Consider the following 17,840-nt stretch of genomic DNA (forward strand, 5'->3'; position numbering starts at 1 on the left):
CGGCCCGTCGAAACATTCGGGCCGCTCTACGAACCTTACGGAGCGGGACTGTAGGTGGATCCTTCGACGGGGGCAAGGTCGCTCGCAGGGGCGAGTTGGAGGCTGAGGACCATCGTGAGGCCGCCGCCGGGTGTGTCCTCGGCGCTGAGCGTGCCGCCGAGGGCCTCGGTGAAGCCTCGCGCCACTGCCAGACCGAGGCCGACTCCGGCGCCGCGCGGGGCGTCGCCGTAGCGCTGGAAGGGTTCGAAGATGCGGTTCTTCGCCTCGTCGGGGACGCCGGGGCCGCGGTCGACCACACGGATCTCGACGCGGTCGGCGATGGCACTCGCCTTGACCAGTACGGGAGTTCCCTCCGGGCTGTACTTCACCGCGTTCTCGACCAGGTTGGCCACCGCCCGCTCGAGCAGCCCGGGATCGACGGCCACCATGGGCAGCGTCTCCGGGATGTCGAGTTCGACGGTGTCCTCGGGGACTCCGCCCAGCGCCATCGGGACGACCTCGTCGAGGTCCACTTCGCGGATCATCGGGGTGACCGTGCCGGTCTGGAGGCGGGACATGTCGAGGAGGTTCCCGACGAGGTTGTCGAGGCGGTCGGCGCCGTCCTCGATACCGGCCAGCAGCTCCGCCTGGTCCTCGTCCGACCAGGCGACGTCCTCCGAACGCAGCGAGGTGACGGCAGCCTTGATACCGGCGAGGGGCGTCCGCAGGTCATGGCTCACGGCGGCCAGGAGAGCCGTGCGGATGCGGTTGCCCTCGGCCAACGCGCGGGCCTGGTCGGCCTCTTCGCGCAGACGACGGCGATCGAGTACGACGGCTGCCTGTGCCGCGAAGGCGGCGAGGACGCGGCGGTCCTCGGCGGGGAGCACCCGGCCGGAGAGGGCGAGGGCCATGTGGTCGCCGACCGGTACGTCGACGTCCGCGTCCTCGGGGCTCTGGCAGGGGCGCGGGCCGACGCTGCCCGCGCAGGTCCAGGGGTCGACGTCGCTCGCGCGCTCCAGCAGGGCGGCGGACTCCATGCCGAAGGTCTCCCGGACCCGTTCCAGGAGCGCCTCCAGGCTGGTCTCGCCGCGCAGCACATTGCCCGCGAGGAAGGAGAGGATCTCCGACTCGGCGCGCAGCCGGGCCGCTTGATGGGTGCGCCGGGCCGCCAGGTCGACCACCGACGCGACGGACACCGCCACGGCCACGAAGATCGCGATGGCGACGATGTTCTTCGGGTCGGCGATGGTGAAGGTGTGCACGGGCGGGGTGAAGTACCAGTTCAGCAGCAGCGATCCGACCGCCGCCGAGGCCAGCGCGGGGAAGAGTCCGCCGAGCAGGGCCGCCGCCACGGTCAGCGACAGATACAGCAACATGTCGTTGGCCAGGCCGACTTCGGGCGCGACACCGCTCAGCAGCCAGGTCAGCAGCAGCGGGCCGCCGATCCCGGCCAGCCAGCCGCCGACGATCCGGGCCCGCCCGAGCCGCGCACCCCGGTTCACGGGCAGTCCGCGCCCCTTGCCCGCCTCGTCGTGGGTGATCAGGTGGACGTCGAGGTCGGGGCCGGAATCCCTGGCGACCGTCGAACCGACACCGGGCCCGAAGACGTACTGCCAGCCCTTGCGGCGGGAGACGCCGAGGACGATCTGCGTGGCGTTGACCCCCCGCGCGAAGTCCAACAGCGCCACCGGGATGTTCTCGCCCACGACTTGATGGAAGGTGCCGCCCAAGTCCTCGACGAGAGTGCGCTGTTGGGCCAGTTCCTTCGGGGAGGCGGAGGTCAGGCCGTCGCTGCGGGAGATATAGAGCGCCAACACCTCACCGCCCGCGCCCTTTTCGGCGAGGCGCGCGGCCCGGCGGATCAGCGTACGTCCCTCCGGACCACCGGTCAGGCCTACGACGATCCGCTCGCGCGAGCCCCAGATCGCCGAGACGCGGTGCTCGCTGCGGTACTCCTGGAGGTAGGCGTCGACCCGGTCGGCGAGCCAGAGCAGCGCCAACTCCCGTAGCGCGGTGAGGTTTCCGGGCCGGAAGTAGTTGGAGAGGGCCGCGTCGACCTTGTCCGGCTTGTAGATGTTGCCGTGGGCCATGCGGCGCCGCAGCGCGGGTGGTGACATGTCGACGAGTTCGATCTGGTCGGCCCGGCGGACGACCTCGTCCGGGACGGTCTCCTGCTGCCGCACGCCGGTGATGGACTCGACGATGTCGCCCAGGGATTCCAGGTGTTGGATGTTGACGGTCGAGATCACGTCGATGCCCGCCGCCAGCAATTCCTCGATGTCCTGCCAGCGCTTGGCGTTGCGGGACCCGGGGATGTTGGTGTGCGGGAGCTCGTCGACGAGGGCCACCTCGGGGTGGCGGGCGAGGACCGCGTCGACGTCCATCTCGCTGAACGTCGTGTCCCGGTAGGCGAGTTCGCGGCGCGGGATCTCCTCCAGGCCGTGCAGCATCACCTCGGTGCGCGGCCGGTTGTGGTGCTCGACGAACGCGACCACGCAGTCGGTGCCCCGCTCGGTTCGGCGGTGCGCCTCGGACAGCATCGCGTACGTCTTGCCGACGCCCGGTGCCGCGCCGAGGTAGATCCGGAGCTTGCCGCGTCCCATGTCATCCTTCGAAGCGGTAGCCCATGCCGGGCTCGGTGATCAGATAGCGGGGGCTCGACGGGTCCCCCTCCAACTTCCTTCTCAACTGGGCCATGTAGACCCGGAGATAGTTGGTCTTGTTGCTCTGGCTGACCCCCCACACCTCCTGCAGCAGGTACTTCTGTGTGACGAGGCGGCCCGGGTTGGTGATCAGGATCTCCAGCAGATGCCACTCGGTGGGCGTGAGCCGGATGTCGTGCCCGGCGCGCGTGACCTTCTTGGCGAGCAGGTCGATGGTGAAGTCGTCGGTGGTGACCAGGGTGGTGGCCGGGGCGAGCGGCACGTCCTCGACGCGGCGGACCGCGGCCCGTAGCCGGGCCAGGAGTTCGTCCATGCTGAACGGCTTGGTGATGTAGTCGTCGGCGCCCGCGTCGAGGGCGGCGACCTTCTCGTCGGAGGCCTGCCGGGCCGACAGCACCAGGATCGGGACCCGGGTCCAGCCGCGCAGCGCCTTGATGACGTCGACGCCGTCCATGTCGGGCAGTCCGAGGTCGAGCATCACGACGTCCGGCTGTCGCATGGCCGCGAGCCGCAGCGCGGTGGCGCCGTCGGGGGCCGCGTCCACGCCGTACTGGCGGGCCTGCATGTTGATCACGAGGGCCCGTACGAGCTGCGGGTCGTCCTCCACCACCAGCACCCGTGTCATGGGGGTGTGCCTTTCGTGTGGTCCCTGGCATGGCGGCGGGAGTCGGCGGCACCGGGCCGCCGACTCCCCTGCCGGTCGCGTACCGCCATCAGCTCTTCGTCACAAGGGACTTGAGCGCGATGTTGAGTTCGAGGACGTTCACCGTGGGCTCGCCGATGAAACCGAGGGTGCGGCCGTCGGTGTGGTCCTTGACCAGCTTCTCCACCTGGCTGACGGAGAGGTGGTTCCGCTCGGCGACCCGGTGGACCTGGAGTTCGGCGTAGGACGGGGAGATGTCCGGGTCGAGGCCGGAGCCGGAGGAGGTGACGGCGTCGGCCGGGACCTGGGAGGGCTTCACCTTGTAGTCGGCCGTGGAGTTGTTCTTCACGACCGCCGCCTTGGCGTCCTCCACCTGCTTGACGAGCACCTTGCTGTCGGCGGAGAGGTTGGTGGCACCGGAGAGGATCAGCTTGTACTGCGTGTTGACCGAGTTCGTGCCCAGGCCGTTGGCCGGACGCCCCTGGAAGTAGTCCAGGCTGTAGCCCTGTTGACCGATCAGCGAGGAACCGACGACCTTGCCGTCCGCCTTGATCTCCGAACCGTTCGCCTTGTTGTTGAACAGGGCCTGGGCCACCCCCGTGACCGCCAGCGGGTAGATGACGCCGGTCACCAGGGTCAGCACGAGGAGGGCACGCAGGGCCGCCCAGAGCAACCGGGCTGTGTTGGATACCGAGTTGTTCATAGCTGGTCAGCCGATTCCGGGGATGAGGGAGATGAGCAGGTCGATGAGCTTGATGCCGATGAAGGGCGCGATCAGGCCGCCGATGCCGTAGATCCCCAGGTTGCGGCGGAGCATCTTGTCGGCGCTGACCGGCCGATACTGCACGCCCCGCAGGGAGAGCGGCACCAGCGCGATGATGACCAGCGCGTTGAAGATGACCGCAGAGAGGATCGCGGAGTCGGGCGACGCCAGGTGCATGATGTTGAGCTTGTCGAGGCCCGGGTAGACCGCCGCGAACAGCGCCGGGATGATCGCGAAGTACTTGGCGACGTCGTTGGCGATGGAGAACGTCGTCAACGCACCCCGGGTGATGAGGAGTTGCTTGCCGATCTCGACGATCTCGATGAGCTTGGTCGGGTTCGAGTCGAGGTCGACCATGTTGCCGGCCTCCTTCGCGGCGGACGTCCCCGTGTTCATCGCCACGCCGACGTCCGCCTGTGCGAGGGCCGGCGCGTCGTTCGTACCGTCACCGGTCATCGCGACCAGCTTGCCGCCGGCCTGCTCCCGCTTGATGAGCGCCATCTTGTCCTCGGGAGTGGCCTCCGCGAGGAAGTCGTCGACGCCGGCCTCGTCCGCGATCGCCTTGGCGGTCAGCGGGTTGTCGCCCGTGATCATGACGGTCTTGATGCCCATGCGGCGCAGCTCGTCGAACCGCTCGCGCATGCCCGCCTTGACGACGTCCTTGAGGTGAATGACGCCCAACACCCGTGCGCCGTCGGCGTCTTCGACGGCTACGAGCAGCGGCGTGCCGCCCGCCGCGGAGATCCGGTCGGTGAGCGCGCCGGCGTCCTCGGACACCTCGCCGCCCCGCTCCCGGACCCAGGCGACGACCGAACCGGCCGCGCCCTTGCGGATCTTGCGCCCGTCCACGTCCACGCCGGACATCCGGGTCTGGGCGGTGAAGGCGATCCACTCGGCGTGCGCCAACTCGCCCTGGTGGCGTTCGCGCAGGTCGTACTTCTCCTTCGCCAGTACGACGATGGAGCGGCCCTCCGGCGTCTCGTCGGCCAGCGAGGAGAGCTGGGCGGCGTCGGCGAGTTGGGCCGCGGTGGTGCCGGTCACCGGCACGAACTCGGAGGCCTGGCGGTTGCCGAGGGTGATGGTGCCGGTCTTGTCGAGCAGCAGCGTCGAGACATCGCCCGCGGCCTCAACCGCCCTGCCGGACATGGCCAGTACGTTCCGCTGCACCAGCCGGTCCATGCCCGCGATACCGATCGCCGAGAGCAACGCTCCGATGGTCGTAGGGATGAGGCAGACCAGGAGCGCCACCAGCACGATCATCGTGAGGTGCGTGCCCGCGTAGTCCGCGAACGGCGGCAGCGTGGCGCAGGCGAGCAGGAAGACGATGGTGAGGGACGCGAGAAGGATGTTCAGGGCGATCTCGTTGGGCGTCTTCTGCCGGGCGGCGCCCTCGACGAGGGCGATCATGCGGTCGATGAAGGTCTCGCCGGGCTTCGTCGTGATCTTGATGACGATGCGGTCGGAGAGGACCTTCGTCCCGCCGGTGACGGCCGAACGGTCGCCGCCGGACTCGCGGATGACGGGCGCGGACTCGCCAGTGATGGCCGACTCGTCGACACTCGCCACACCTTCTACGACGTCACCGTCGCCGGGGATGATGTCGCCGGCCTCGCACACGACCAGGTCGCCGATGCGGAGTTCGGTGCCGGGGACCTGTTCCTCGACGGTGCCGTTGAGCCGCCGGGCCACCGTGTCGGTCTTGGCCTTGCGCAGGGTGTCGGCCTGCGCCTTGCCGCGGCCCTCGGCGACGGCCTCCGCGAGGTTGGCGAAGATGACGGTCAGCCACAGCCAGGCGCTGATCGCCCAGCCGAACCAGTCGCCCGGGTCCTTGAAGGAGAACACCGTGGTCAGCACGGACCCGATCCACACCACGAACATGACGGGCGACTTGACCATCACCCGCGGGTCGAGCTTGCGGCAGGCGTCGGGCAGGGACTTGATCAGTTGCTTCGGGTCGAACAAGCCCGCGCCGACACGGCTCTCGGGGGACTTGTGCCCGGTCGGCACATCGCTGTGCGGCGCCCTGGTCGGAGTGGCTGTGGACATCGAGTCCTCTTGGTTCTCTGTGTTCTCTGTGTTCTCTGTGTTCTCTGTACGGGTGCTCATGACGCCAGCCCCTCGGCCAGCGGGCCCAGCGCCAGCGCCGGGAAGTAGGTCAGACCGGTGATGATGAGGATCGCGCCCACCAACAGGCCGGTGAACAGAGGCTTTTCGGTGCGCAGGGTGCCCGCGGTGACCGGCACCGGCTTCTGCTCGGCAAGCGAACCGGCCAGCGCCAGCACGAACACCATCGGCAGGAAGCGGCCGAGCAGCATCGCGAGCCCGGTCATGGTGTTGAACCAGTCGGTGTTCGCGTTGAGACCGGCGAACGCCGAGCCGTTGTTGTTCGCGGCGGAGGTGAAGGCGTACAGCACCTCGGAGAAGCCGTGCGCGCCGGAGTTCAGCATCGAGTGCGGCGGGGTCGGCAGCGCCATGGAGGCGGCCGCGAAGATCAGCACCAGGGCGGGGGTGATCAGGATGTAGCAGGCCGCGAGCTTCATCTCGCGGGTGCCGATCTTCTTGCCCAGGTACTCGGGCGTACGGCCGACCATGAGCCCGGCGATGAACACCGCGATGACCGCCATGATCAGCATGCCGTAGAGGCCGGAGCCGGTACCACCAGGCGCGATCTCGCCCAACTGCATGCCCAGGATGGTGATTCCGCCGCCGAGACCGGTGAACGAGGAGTGGAAGGAGTCCACGGCGCCCGTTGAGGTCAGGGTGGTCGACACCGCGAAGATCGAGGAAGCACCTACGCCGATGCGCTGTTCCTTGCCCTCCATCGCACCGCCGGCGATCTGGAGCGCCGAGCCGTGGTGGGCGAACTCGGTCCACATCATCAGGGCGACGAAGCCGACCCAGATGGTGGCCATGGTGGCGAGGATCGCGTAGCCCTGCTTGATCGAGCCGACCATCACGCCGAAGGTGCGGGTCAGTGCGAACGGGATGACCAGCAGCAGGAAGATCTCGAAGAGGTTGGTGAACGGCGTCGGGTTCTCGAAGGGGTGTGCGGAGTTGGCGTTGAAGTATCCGCCGCCGTTGGTGCCGATCTCCTTGATGGCCTCCTGCGAGGCGACCGCACCGCCGTTCCACTGCTGGTGCCCGCCCATGAACTGCCCGACCTCGTGGATCCCGGAGAAGTTCTGGACAGCCCCGCAGGCAACGAGGACGACAGCGGCGACCACCGACAACGGCACCAGGATACGAATCGTGCCACGCACCAAGTCGGCCCAGAAGTTGCCGAGTTCACCGGTGCGGGAGCGCGCGAAGCCCCGTACGAGAGCGACCGCGACAGCGATGCCGACGGCCGCGGAGACGAAGTTCTGCACGGCGAGACCGGCGGTCTGCACGACGTGACCCATGGTCTGCTCGCCGTAGTACGACTGCCAGTTGGTGTTCGTCACGAACGACACGGCCGTGTTGAACGACTGCGCCGGATTGACGGAGGAGAACCCCAGCGACCCGGGCAGGATCCCTTGGATCCGCTGCAGCAGATAGAGGAAGAAGACCCCGACGGCCGAGAAGGCGAGCACTCCGCGCAGATACGCGGGCCAGCGCATCTCGGTGTTCGGGTCGGCACCGATGCCCTTGTAGATCCACGTCTCGACGCGCAGGTGCTTGTCGGAGGAGTAGACCCGGGCCATGTAGTTGCCGAGCGGGATGTAGGCGAGTGCCAGCGCGCCTATGAGGGCGAGCAACTGGAGGACGCCTGCGAGTACGGGACCCATGTCGTTGCTCAGAACCTCTCCGGGAAGATCAGGGCGAGGACGAGATAGCCCAGCAGGGCGACGGCCACGACGAGGCCGACGATGTTCTCGGCGGTCACAGCTTCGTCACCCCCTTGGCGACGAGGGCCACCAACGCGAAGACCGCGATCGTGGTGACGACGAAGGCCAGATCGGCCATCGTGAGCTCCTGGATTGAGGTTCGAATGGAACGGACGCTTAGAGGTAACCGCGCCCCCGACCCGATTCGGCCACCGTTGACGGGTCCCATACGGCGGCACGCACGCCTTTGACGGGACTCTTACGGCAGCACCGGGCTGCGGCTGCCGAGCGAGGTTCTACGGGGGTGCGGGGCTCGGGGTCGCGGGCGGATTCCGGCGGTGTCGGTACCGGGCCGCATGCGGTTCTACGGCAACGCGGGCGCCGGGCCCGCGGGCGCCTCCGCCCCAACCCACCCGCACCGACCCGCAGGCGGCTCCGCGTCGACGCCTCGCGGCAGGCGCAGGTGTGGGCGCCGCGCCCCGGTGGCGAAGCAAGGGCGCCCGCGCCGCACCCCGCGTGTCAGAACAGCCGGAACCGCAGCCGGCAGATCACCGCGTCGGTGTCCCGCCGTACCGCGTGGGCGACGACGGCCCCGCGCTGGTTCTGGAGCAGCCGTTGCCAGAGCCGTACGGGCTCGACCTCGGCGATCAGGACGGTGACGCGGGTGTCCGGCTCGGTTGCCGACACGTCCCTTACGTACGCGGCGATCGGGCGGCCCAGTGTGCGGCGTTCGCAGGTGAGGCGGACCAGGGGGACGCCGGGGTTCCACTCGGCCCAGGCGCGTTCCAGGGTGTGGAGGTGGGCGCGGTCCTCGGGATCGGGGTAGCAGACGGTGACCGCGCGGACCTCGTCGCCGAGGGAGGCGGCTGCCGTCAGGGCCTCGGAAGTGAGCCGGGTGAGGGAGGAGACCGGCACGATCACCACCGACCGGTCGCGGTGCGGAGGGTCTGGAATACGGCCGAGGCCCAGGCGCTCGCCGATGTGCCCGTAGGCGCGGTGCACGGTCTCGAAGGCGAGCACGAGCAGCGGCAGGGTGATCACGATCAGCCAGGCGCCCTCCTCGAACTTGCTCGCGGTGACGACGACCGCCGCGATGCCCGTGAGAAGCGCGCCGAAGCCGTTCAGGAGGGCCTTGCCGCGCCAGCCGGTGCCTCGCTCGCCGCGCCAGTGCCGGACCATGCCCACCTGGGCGACGGTGAACCCGACGAAGACGCCGATCGCGAAGAGCGGCACGAGGGTGTTGGTGTCGCCCCCGGAGAACACCAGCAGGGCCGCCGAGACCGCGGCCAGCGCGAGCACCCCGTGCCGGTGCACCTGGCGGTCGGCCTTCAACGCGAAGACGTGCGGGAGGTAGTTGTCCCGGGCCAGCAGCTTCAGCAGTACGGGCAGCCCGCCGAAGGACGTGTTCGCGGACAGGGCGAGCAGGATCATCGTCGCGAACTGGATGACGTAGAAAGCCCAGTTGTGGCCGAGGGAGGCGTCCGCGAGCTGGGCGAGGACGGTGACGCCCTGGACGGGCTGGAGGTGGAAGCGGGAGATCAGCACCGACAGGCCGATCAGCATCACGCCGAGCACCGCGCCGAGGGCGACCTCCGCGCGCTGGGCCCGTTTCACGCGGGGTGCGCGGAAGGAGGGGACGGCGTTGGCGATGGCCTCGACGCCGGTGAGGGCGCTGCAGCCGGAAGCGAAAGCTTTCAGCAACAGCAGCGTGCCGACGCTCGTCGCGTTGTCGGCGAGCGCGGAGGCATGGCCGTCGGCAGTCGCGGTGCTCACGGGCGCGGACCGGAACAGACCGACCGCGATGAGCACGAAGATGGAGCCGACGAAGACGACGGTCGGCACGACGAAGGCGCGCGCCGACTCCACGATCCCCCGCAGGTTCACCCCCGTGACCAGCACCAGCACCGCGAGACACAGCCACAGCCGGTCGTCGTACAGGCGCGGGAAGGCCGACGTCAGGGCCGCGACTCCGGCCGTCACGGCCACCGCCACATTCAGGACGTAGTCCAGCACCAGCGAGGCCGCGGCCACCAGGCTCGTCCGCGCGCCCAGATGCGTCTTCGCCACCGCGTAGGAGCCGCCGCCGTCCGGGAAGGCCGCGATGACCTGCCGGTACGACGCGACGAGCACCGCCAGCAGGGCGGCGATGGCGAGCGTCACCGGCAGGGTGAAGCCGAGTCCGCGCGCACCGGCGGCGGCCAGCACGAGGACGATCGCCTCGGGACCGTAGGCCACCGACGCCATGGCGTCCAGGGACAGGGCGGCGAACCCGGTGAGGGCGGTCAGCCGATGGCGCTCGCCGGTATCCGGGGGCTCCTCGTCGGCGGGCGTCTCGTCCGGCTGGACAGTGAGAACGGTCATGCTGCTGGCTCCTTCAGGTACGGACGCGCGGGTGCGCTCCAGGTTCGGTCCCGTCACCGCGGGTTTCTCCTTCTCCTTGCGGCTTCTTCGCGCCGAACACGCGTTCTTTGACACGAACTTGACGAGCGTGTGACCAGGGCAACTGCGCCCGCCCTCCGCGAGACCGCTGCGAGGGCGTCAAGAACCACCGGCCGCCCGTCAGAGTCCCGTCAAGGCCCGGGTTCCGTGCGCCGGTATTCCCTACCGTCACCCCCATGGCACCGGTGGAGGACCGACGATGGGCACGCGACCTGCGCGGCACATTCCGGTGCGCGGGCGCGCTCCTCGGACTCCTGCTCGCCGTCGACCACTTCAGCGGTCGGCTCACGCTCTGGCGCGCCGCGCTCTGGTTCGCCGTGGCGCTGCTGCTCTTCGTGGTGCTGTACCCGGCCCGGGTCCGGGCGGGCGAGGGCTGGCTGTCCGCACGCGGGCTGCTGCGCGAGCGACGCGTCCGCACGGACCGGCTGGTGTCGGTGCGCTGTCTGGACGGGGTCGCTCAACGGCTGCTGCTGCGGGACGAGTTCGGCGGCCGGGTCGAGATCGATCCCGATGTGCTGGTCAACAACCCTGACGTGTGGCACAGGTTGGCGGAGGACTCGCACAAGTCCCTTGCCTCCGGCTCGCTCACCTGCGGAGCGACCGCACTGCGCCGGATCGCGGAACGCGTCGAGCGCGAGACCGCGGAGACCGTGTTCAGGGTGTCCGGTCTGGAGTGACCACAAGGCTCGGATCCGACTGGCTCACCCCTTCGGCCAGCGGCAGAGACACGACCATGGTCAGTCCGCCGCCCGGTGTGTCCTCGGGGGCGAGTGTCCCGTTCATCGCCTCGGTGAGACCGCGCGCGAGGGCCAGCCCCAGCCCGAGCCCAGTGGTGTTGTCCGTGTCACCGAGCCGTTGGAACGGCTCAAAGAGCCGCTCACGACCGGTACTTGGGAGCCCGGGCCCCCGGTCCACGACCCGCAACTCCACCCGCCCGCCCAGCGCACTGGCAGTCACCAACACCCGGCGCCCGGGCGGGGTGTGCCGGGCCGCGTTGCCGGCCAGGTTGGCGATCACCCGCTCCAGCAGGGGCGGATCGACAAGCACCGGCGGAATCGACTCCACGTCCCGCAGGTCCACGTCGGCCACGTCCGCGAGCGCCATCGGCAGCACCTCCTCCAGGCTCGTGGCCCGCAGGTTCAACGGCAGGACGCCCGCCTCGAGGCGGCTCAAGTCGAGGAGATTTTCCAGCAGTCGGTTGAGCTTGGCCATCGACTCGTCGGCAGTGGCGAGGAGTTCGTCCCGGTCCTCCGCCGAGAACTCCACATCCCGCCCCCGCAACGAGGTGACGGCCGCCCAGCCCGCCGCGAGCGGAGTCCGCAGATCGTGTCCTACGGCCCTCAGCAGCGCCGTCCGCAACCGGTCGGCCGCCTTCACCGGCTCTATCTCGGCCGCCGCTTCGGCGAGTTGGGCCCGTTCGACCGCGGAGCCGACGTGGGCGGCGAAGGCGGCCAGCACCCGGCGTTCGGAGGAGGACAGGGTGCGTCCGCGCAGCACCAGGTAGGCGCCGGGGCCTGCCGGGACGATGGTGACGCCCCCGCCGATCTCGTGGTCCGGTGGCTCGTCGACGAGTTCCGCCGAGTCGGTCCCGAAGGTCTCGCGGGTACGTTCCAGCAACGCCGGGATCGTCTGACCACCGCGCACGATGCTGCCCGCGAGGGACGACATCGTCTCCGCCTCGGCGGTGGCACGCGCCGAGCGCCTGGACAGTCGTAGCGAACGGTCGACGACGGCGGCCACGGTCGCCGCCACGACCGTGAACACCCCCAGCGCCAACAGGGCGTTGGGGTCGTCCAGCGTGAACTGGCCGATGGGCGGGATGAACCAGTAGTTGAGCAGCAGCGAGGCCGTCACCGACGCGATCACCGCCGAGGTGACTCCCCCTATGCAGGCGACCCCGACCACGGCGAGCAGGAACAGCAGGGCCTCGCTGGTGAGGTTGACCGTGCCGCGCACCTGCGCGAGGCAGACGGTGAGCAGCACCGGCAGTACAAGTCCCGCCACGGGACCGGCGATCAGCCGTGCGGTCGAGAGGGTACGGCGGCGGGAGGGCAGCAGAGTGCCGCGCCCGGCGCGCTCGTGTGTGACTCGATGGACGTCGATGTCTCCCGACAGCTCAGTGACCGTCTCGCCCGTGCCGGGTCCGGTCAGAAACCGCTCCAACCGGCCCCTGCGGCTGGTGCCGAGGACGAGTTGGGTGGCGTTCTCGGTGCGGGCGAACTCGACCAGGGCGGTGGCGACTCCGTCGCCGACCACCGAGTGGTAGCTGCCGCCGAGGTCCTCGACGAGCCTGCGCTGCCGGGCGAGGGAGGCGTGGGACACCCCGGCGGCGAGTCCGTCGCTGCGGGCCACGTGCACGGCGAGCAGATCGCCGCCCGCGGACCGGTCGGCGATGCGGGCGGCCCGCCGGATGAGCGTGTCGCCCTCGGGGCCGCCGGTCAGCGCCACGACCACCCGTTCCCTCGTCTCCCACACCCCGCCGATCGCGTGCTCGGCGCGGTAGGTGTGCAGGGCCTCGTCGACCCGGTCGGCGACCCACAGCAGCGCCAACTGCCGTAGTGCGGTGAGGTTTCCGGGCCGGAAGTAGTTGGCGAGGGCCGCGTCGATCTTCTCGGGCGCGTAGATGTTGCCGTGCGCCATGCGCCGCCGCAGTCCCTCGGGCGGCATGTCGATCAACTCGATCTGCCGGGCCCGACGTACGACGTCGTCGGGCACCGTCTCGTGCTGCGGCACCCCAGTGATCTTCTCGACGACGTCCTTGAGGGAGGCGAGATGCTGCACGTTGACGGCGGTGACGACGTCGATGCCGGCGGTGAGGAGTTCGTCGATGTCCTGCCAGCGCTTGGCGTTGCGCCCACCGCCGGGGACGTTGCTGTGGGCGAACTCGTCGACGACGGCCACCTCCGGGCGTCGGAGGAGGACCGCACCGAGGTCCATCTCTTCGAACTCCCCGCCCCGGTAGGCGCATTGGGCCCGCTCGACGACCTCCAGGCCGTCGAGCATCGCCTCGGTGAGGGGGCGCCCGTGGCACTCGGCGAAGCCGACCACCACGTCGGCGCCCCGGGCGGCCCGGCGCCGCGCCTCGTCGAGCATGCGGTAGGTCTTGCCGACGCCCGGGGCCGCCCCGAGGTAGACCTTCAGCCGTCCGCGTCGCAGTACGTCGTTCATCGCCTTCAAGAGAAGCGCCCGGCAGGCCCTCGGGCCGACGTCTTGACGCGTCTCTGGCGCCGCCCGCGAGGACGTTGACACTGTCTTGACGGCGTCCGGCCGGGTTAGGGTGTGCGCGGTGTGCCGGGAAGTCTGGTCGGCGGGGAGTCCGCATGGGCTCGTCCAAGACCCAGGGGGACGGCATGCGCGGCGTCGGTACGGTTCTCGCTCTCGTGGTGCTGGCCACGCTGGTCGCGACCTTCGCCCGCCGCTGGCGGATCCCCGCCCCCTCTCTCCTCGTGGTCGCCGGTCTCGCCGTGGCCCTGCTGCCGGGCAGCCCTGCCATCGGGATCAGCCCGGACGTGATCGGCCTGGTGGTGCTTCCGCCGTTGCTCTACGCCAGCGCCGAGGACCTGTCGTGGCGTGAGCTGAAGGCCGTGTGGAAGCCGGTCGGGATCCTCGCGATAGGCCTGGTCCTCGCCTCTGCGGCGGCGGTGGGCTGGGTGGCGTCCACGGTGACCCCGCTGTCCTGGCAGATGGCGTTCGTGCTGGGCGCGGTCCTGGCCAGCACCGACCCGGTCGCCGTCACCGCGCTGGGCCGGCGGCTCGCGCTGCCGCCCCGGGTCCAGATGCTCGTCCAGGCGGAGTCCCTGTTCAACGACGCGACCTCGCTGGTCCTGTTCCGGGTCGCGGTGAGCATCGCGGTTGCTTCGGCGGCGGCGAACTGGGGTGCCGCGGGCGGGGAGTTCATCGTGCTCGCGGGTGGCGGCACGGTCATCGGGGCGGCCGTCGCCCACGCTGTGACACTGATCCGGCGGCACACCGAGGACCCGGTCCTGGAGACGGTGATCGCCCTGGTCACGCCGTACGCGGCCTACGTACTGGCGGAGGGCGCGAACACCTCCGGCGTGACCTCGGTGGTGGTGGCGGGCGTGGTCCTCGGCGGTCGCGGCGACCGGCTCACCAACGCCCGCATACGGCTCCAACTGCACGCCGTCTACGGCACGTTGGTGTTCCTGCTGGAGAGCGTGGTGTTCTCGCTGATCGGACTGGCGCTGCCCACGCAGGTGCGGGCGCTGTCCGACGGCGACCGGGCCTGGCCGCTGTACGCGCTCGCGGTGGCGGGCACCCTGATCGCCGTACGACTGCTGTGGCTGGCGCCGCTGTCGGCGGTGGTGCAGCGCAAGTCGGGGACGCACAGGGTGAATTGGCGGGTGCCGATGGTGCTGACGTGGGCGGGTACCCGGGGTGTCCTCCCGCTGGCGGCGGCCCTGTCGATCCCGGAGGTCACCAGCGGCGGCGCCGCGCTGACCGACCGGCCCCTGGTCCTCGTCCTCACCACCTCGGTCGTCGTGGTCACCCTGGTCGTGCAGGGCTTCACGCTCGCGCCCGTCGTCCGCCGCTCCGGCATCGCGCTGGAACCCGACCACACGGAACGCGAAGAGGCGTCCGCCCGCTGCAAGTTGGCCGACGCGGGCATCCGCCGTCTCGACGAACTCGCCGAGCTGGAAGCCGTACCGGACGTCGTCCTCGACCGGCTCCGCCGTGGCCTCAACGCCCGTCTCGACGACGCCCGCGACCGCCTCGCCGAGCCCAACGGCCACCCGTCCCCCACGGAGTCCGCCGACCTGGTCTACCGCCAGCTCCGCCGCGACCTGATCGCCGTGGAGGCCGTAGAACTCCAGCGTCTCTACGACGACCACGCCATCAGCGACACGACCCGCAGACGGTTGCAGCGGTCGCTGGACCTGGAGGAGGCGAGGCTGGCGGACGTGTGAGGCGGCGGTACGGGGGCGGGCGGCGGCTTTCTTCGGCATGCGCGCTCGCCCCGTCGTCACGCTCGGTGTCCACCATGCGGTACGGCCCTCCCCACACCCCCCATACAGCCCAACGCACCCCGAACCACTCCCGGCCACCCCTTCCTGATGGGCTCCTTCCGCCCACCCGGCCAGTCTTAACGGAAGATTGACGCCCACGGCCCCCGCATCCGTGGGCCCACGCGTCACTCTCCGCTTACGCTGGTGCCGCCGTCCGCGTGATGGCCAGAAACCGCACGCTGACCCGCACCCCAGGAGCACGCCCATGACCACGACCGAACACCCTCCCAGTCGCCTGCGCGCCTGGATGCTGGAGGGCCTGGCGGACATGGGCAAGGGCGGCGGCCAGCAGGTGCCGCAGTCCGTGCCGGAACCCGAACAGGAGGCCCACACGGGCCAGCGCTGGTGGCGGGTGATGTGCCTGACCGGTGTCGACTACTTCTCCACCCTCGGCTACCAGCCCGGCATCGCGGCCCTGGCGGCCGGACTGCTGTCGCCGGTCGCGACGATCGTGCTCGTGATCGTGACGCTCGCCGGCGCCCTGCCCGTGTACCGGCGGGTGGCGGAGGAGAGCCCGCACGGCGAGGGCTCCATCGCGATGCTGGAGCGGCTGCTGTCGTTCTGGAAGGGCAAGCTGTTCGTCCTCACCCTGCTCGGCTTCGCCGCGACCGACTTCCTGATCACCATCACCCTGTCGGCGGCGGACGCCTCCACCCACCTCGTGGAGAACCCGCACCTGACCAGCACCCTGCACGACAAGCAGATGCTGATCACGCTCGTCCTGGTCGCCCTGCTCGGCGCGGTGTTCCTCAAGGGCTTCCTGGAGGCGATCGGTGTCGCCCTCTACCTGGTGGCGATCTACCTGAGCCTCAACGTGGTGGTCGTGGTCGTCGGCATGTGGCACGTCCTCACCGAGGCCCATGTGGTCACCGACTGGACGAGCGCCCTCACCACCGAGCACGGCAACGTCTTCGCCATGGTCGGCGTGTCCCTGCTGGTCTTCCCCAAGCTGGCGCTGGGCCTGTCCGGCTTCGAGACGGGCGTGGCCGTCATGCCGCACGTCGAGGGCGACCCGGACGACACCCACGACAACCCCAAGGGCCGTATCCGGGACACCAAGAAGCTGCTGACGACCGCCGCGCTCATCATGAGCGTGTTCCTGATCGCCACCAGCTTCATCACCACCGTGCTGATCCCGGAGAAGGAGTTCAAGACGGGCGGCCAGGCCAACGGCCGCGCGCTCGCCTATCTCGCGCACGAGTACCTGGGCAACGCCTTCGGCACGGTCTACGACCTCTCGACCATCGCCATCCTGTGGTTCGCCGGCGCCTCCGCGATGGCCGGCCTGCTCAACCTGATGCCGCGCTATCTGCCCCGCTACGGCATGGCTCCGCACTGGGCCCGCGCGGTCCGCCCGATGGTGATCGTCTTCACGCTGATCGCGTTCCTGGTCACGTGGATCTTCGACGCCAGCGTCGACGCGCAGGGCGGCGCCTACGCCACCGGCGTCCTGGTCCTGATGTCCTCGGCGGCGATCGCGGTGACCATCTCCGCCCGCCGCGCCCGCCAGCGCAACTGGACCATCGCCTTCGGGATCGTCTCGGCGGTCCTCCTCTACGTCACCGTCGTGAACGTCATCGAGCGCCCCGACGGTGTGAAGATCGGCGCCTGCTTCATCGCCGGCATCATCCTGGTCTCCCTGCTGTCCCGGCTGGCCCGCGCCTTCGAACTGCGCGTGACGAGCGTGCAGTTGGACGACATGGCGGAACGATTCATCCGGGACATGGCCAGCCGGAAGATCCGCTTCGTGGCCAACGAGCCCGACCGCCGGGACAAGGCCGAGTACCGGGAGAAGATCGAGCAGATCCGCGCCGACAACGACATCCCCGGCGAGGACTTCGTGTTCGTGGAGGTGACCGTCCTCGACGCCTCCGAGTTCGAGGCGGGCCTGACCGTGCGCGGCGAGGTGCTGCACGGCCGCTACCGGGTGCTGACCCTGGAGTCCTCGTCGATCCCGAACGCGCTGGCCGCGCTGATGCTCCACGTCCGCGACACCACCGGCCGCATCCCGCACATGTACTTCGAGTGGACCGAGGGCAATCCCTTCGCCAACTTCCTCCGCTTCTTCCTCTTCGGCCAGGGCGAGGTCGCCCCGGTCACCCGTGAGGTCCTCCGCGAGGCGGAACCGGACCGCGCGAGGCGCCCACGCGTGCACACGGGCTGAGCGGACGGGAGGTCGCGGTCGGCGCACCGGCTGAGCGGACCGGGACCGCGGTCGGTACGTCGGCTGAGTGGGCCAGGGCCGCTGCCCGTGCGTCGGCAGAGCGGACCAGGGTCGCCGTCGGAACACCCGCCGAGCGGACCAGGGTCACCATCGGAACACCCGCCGAGCGGACCAGGGTCACCATCGGAACACCCGCCGAGCGGACCGGGGCCACTGCCGGCACGCTCGCCGACCCTTCGGGACGGGCCCGGCCGCCGCCACCGCAGGAGAACCGCGACCGGCGCCCGCGCGTGCACACCAGCTGAGCAGACCGGGGCCGCTGCCAGCACCTCGACCGAGCGGATCAGAGCCGCCGTGGG

At 70.1% G+C, this 17,840-nt stretch carries 11 protein-coding genes; 3 read left to right on the forward strand and 8 right to left on the reverse strand.

Going from position 1 to position 17,840, the window contains the following annotated elements:
* Positions 1–35 precede the first annotated feature (35 nt).
* From SSP08S_RS28710 to SSP08S_RS28745, 7 genes are all read right to left on the reverse strand, one after another.
* Complete coding sequence (locus SSP08S_RS28710; protein ID WP_019071095.1) at positions 36–2,582, reverse strand: DUF4118 domain-containing protein; 2,547 nt, start codon at positions 2,580–2,582, stop codon at positions 36–38.
* A 1-nt stretch (position 2,583) separates the two neighbouring features.
* Positions 2,584–3,267, reverse strand: coding sequence for a response regulator (locus tag SSP08S_RS28715; protein ID WP_019071096.1), 684 nt, complete (start codon positions 3,265–3,267; stop codon positions 2,584–2,586).
* An 88-nt stretch (positions 3,268–3,355) separates the two neighbouring features.
* Complete coding sequence (locus SSP08S_RS28720) at positions 3,356–3,988, reverse strand: potassium-transporting ATPase subunit C (protein ID WP_019071097.1); 633 nt, start codon at positions 3,986–3,988, stop codon at positions 3,356–3,358.
* A gap of 6 nt (positions 3,989–3,994) precedes the next feature.
* Positions 3,995–6,094, reverse strand: a complete 2,100-nt coding sequence (gene kdpB / locus SSP08S_RS28725; RefSeq protein WP_019071098.1) for a potassium-transporting ATPase subunit KdpB — start codon at positions 6,092–6,094, stop codon at positions 3,995–3,997.
* A 56-nt stretch (positions 6,095–6,150) separates the two neighbouring features.
* Entirely contained in the window at positions 6,151–7,815 is a 1,665-nt protein-coding gene (kdpA, locus tag SSP08S_RS28730) for a potassium-transporting ATPase subunit KdpA (RefSeq protein WP_019071099.1), read from the reverse strand.
* Between the two features lie 8 nt (positions 7,816–7,823).
* The gene (gene kdpF, locus SSP08S_RS58755) at positions 7,824–7,913 is read right to left on the reverse strand and encodes a K(+)-transporting ATPase subunit F (protein WP_016434100.1); all 90 of its coding nucleotides are present in this window, start codon (positions 7,911–7,913) and stop codon (positions 7,824–7,826) included.
* 460 nt (positions 7,914–8,373) lie between these two features.
* The gene (locus SSP08S_RS28745) at positions 8,374–10,215 is read right to left on the reverse strand and encodes an APC family permease (protein WP_019071101.1); all 1,842 of its coding nucleotides are present in this window, start codon (positions 10,213–10,215) and stop codon (positions 8,374–8,376) included.
* Positions 10,216–10,469: 254 nt separating this feature from the next.
* Here SSP08S_RS28745 and SSP08S_RS28755 point away from each other — a divergent pair, with 254 nt between their 5' ends.
* Complete coding sequence (locus tag SSP08S_RS28755; RefSeq protein WP_019071103.1) at positions 10,470–10,970, forward strand: hypothetical protein; 501 nt, start codon at positions 10,470–10,472, stop codon at positions 10,968–10,970.
* On the opposite strand, the gene SSP08S_RS28760 is transcribed toward SSP08S_RS28755, so the two are convergent.
* Complete coding sequence (locus SSP08S_RS28760) at positions 10,948–13,461, reverse strand: ATP-binding protein (RefSeq protein ID WP_019071104.1); 2,514 nt, start codon at positions 13,459–13,461, stop codon at positions 10,948–10,950. The genes SSP08S_RS28755 and SSP08S_RS28760 overlap by 23 nt on opposite strands.
* Positions 13,462–13,643: 182 nt before the next feature.
* Between SSP08S_RS28760 and SSP08S_RS28765 the strand changes: the two genes are divergently transcribed.
* Together SSP08S_RS28765 and SSP08S_RS28770 are read left to right on the forward strand one after the other, a co-directional pair.
* Positions 13,644–15,218, forward strand: coding sequence for a Na+/H+ antiporter (locus SSP08S_RS28765; protein WP_026178911.1), 1,575 nt, complete (start codon positions 13,644–13,646; stop codon positions 15,216–15,218).
* A 304-nt stretch (positions 15,219–15,522) separates the two neighbouring features.
* Complete coding sequence (locus SSP08S_RS28770) at positions 15,523–17,481, forward strand: APC family permease (RefSeq protein ID WP_019071106.1); 1,959 nt, start codon at positions 15,523–15,525, stop codon at positions 17,479–17,481.
* Positions 17,482–17,840: the final 359 nt, after the last annotated feature.

Source organism: Streptomyces hokutonensis (assembly GCF_000376565.1).
Taxonomy (GTDB): Bacteria; Actinomycetota; Actinomycetes; order Streptomycetales; family Streptomycetaceae; genus Streptomyces; species Streptomyces hokutonensis.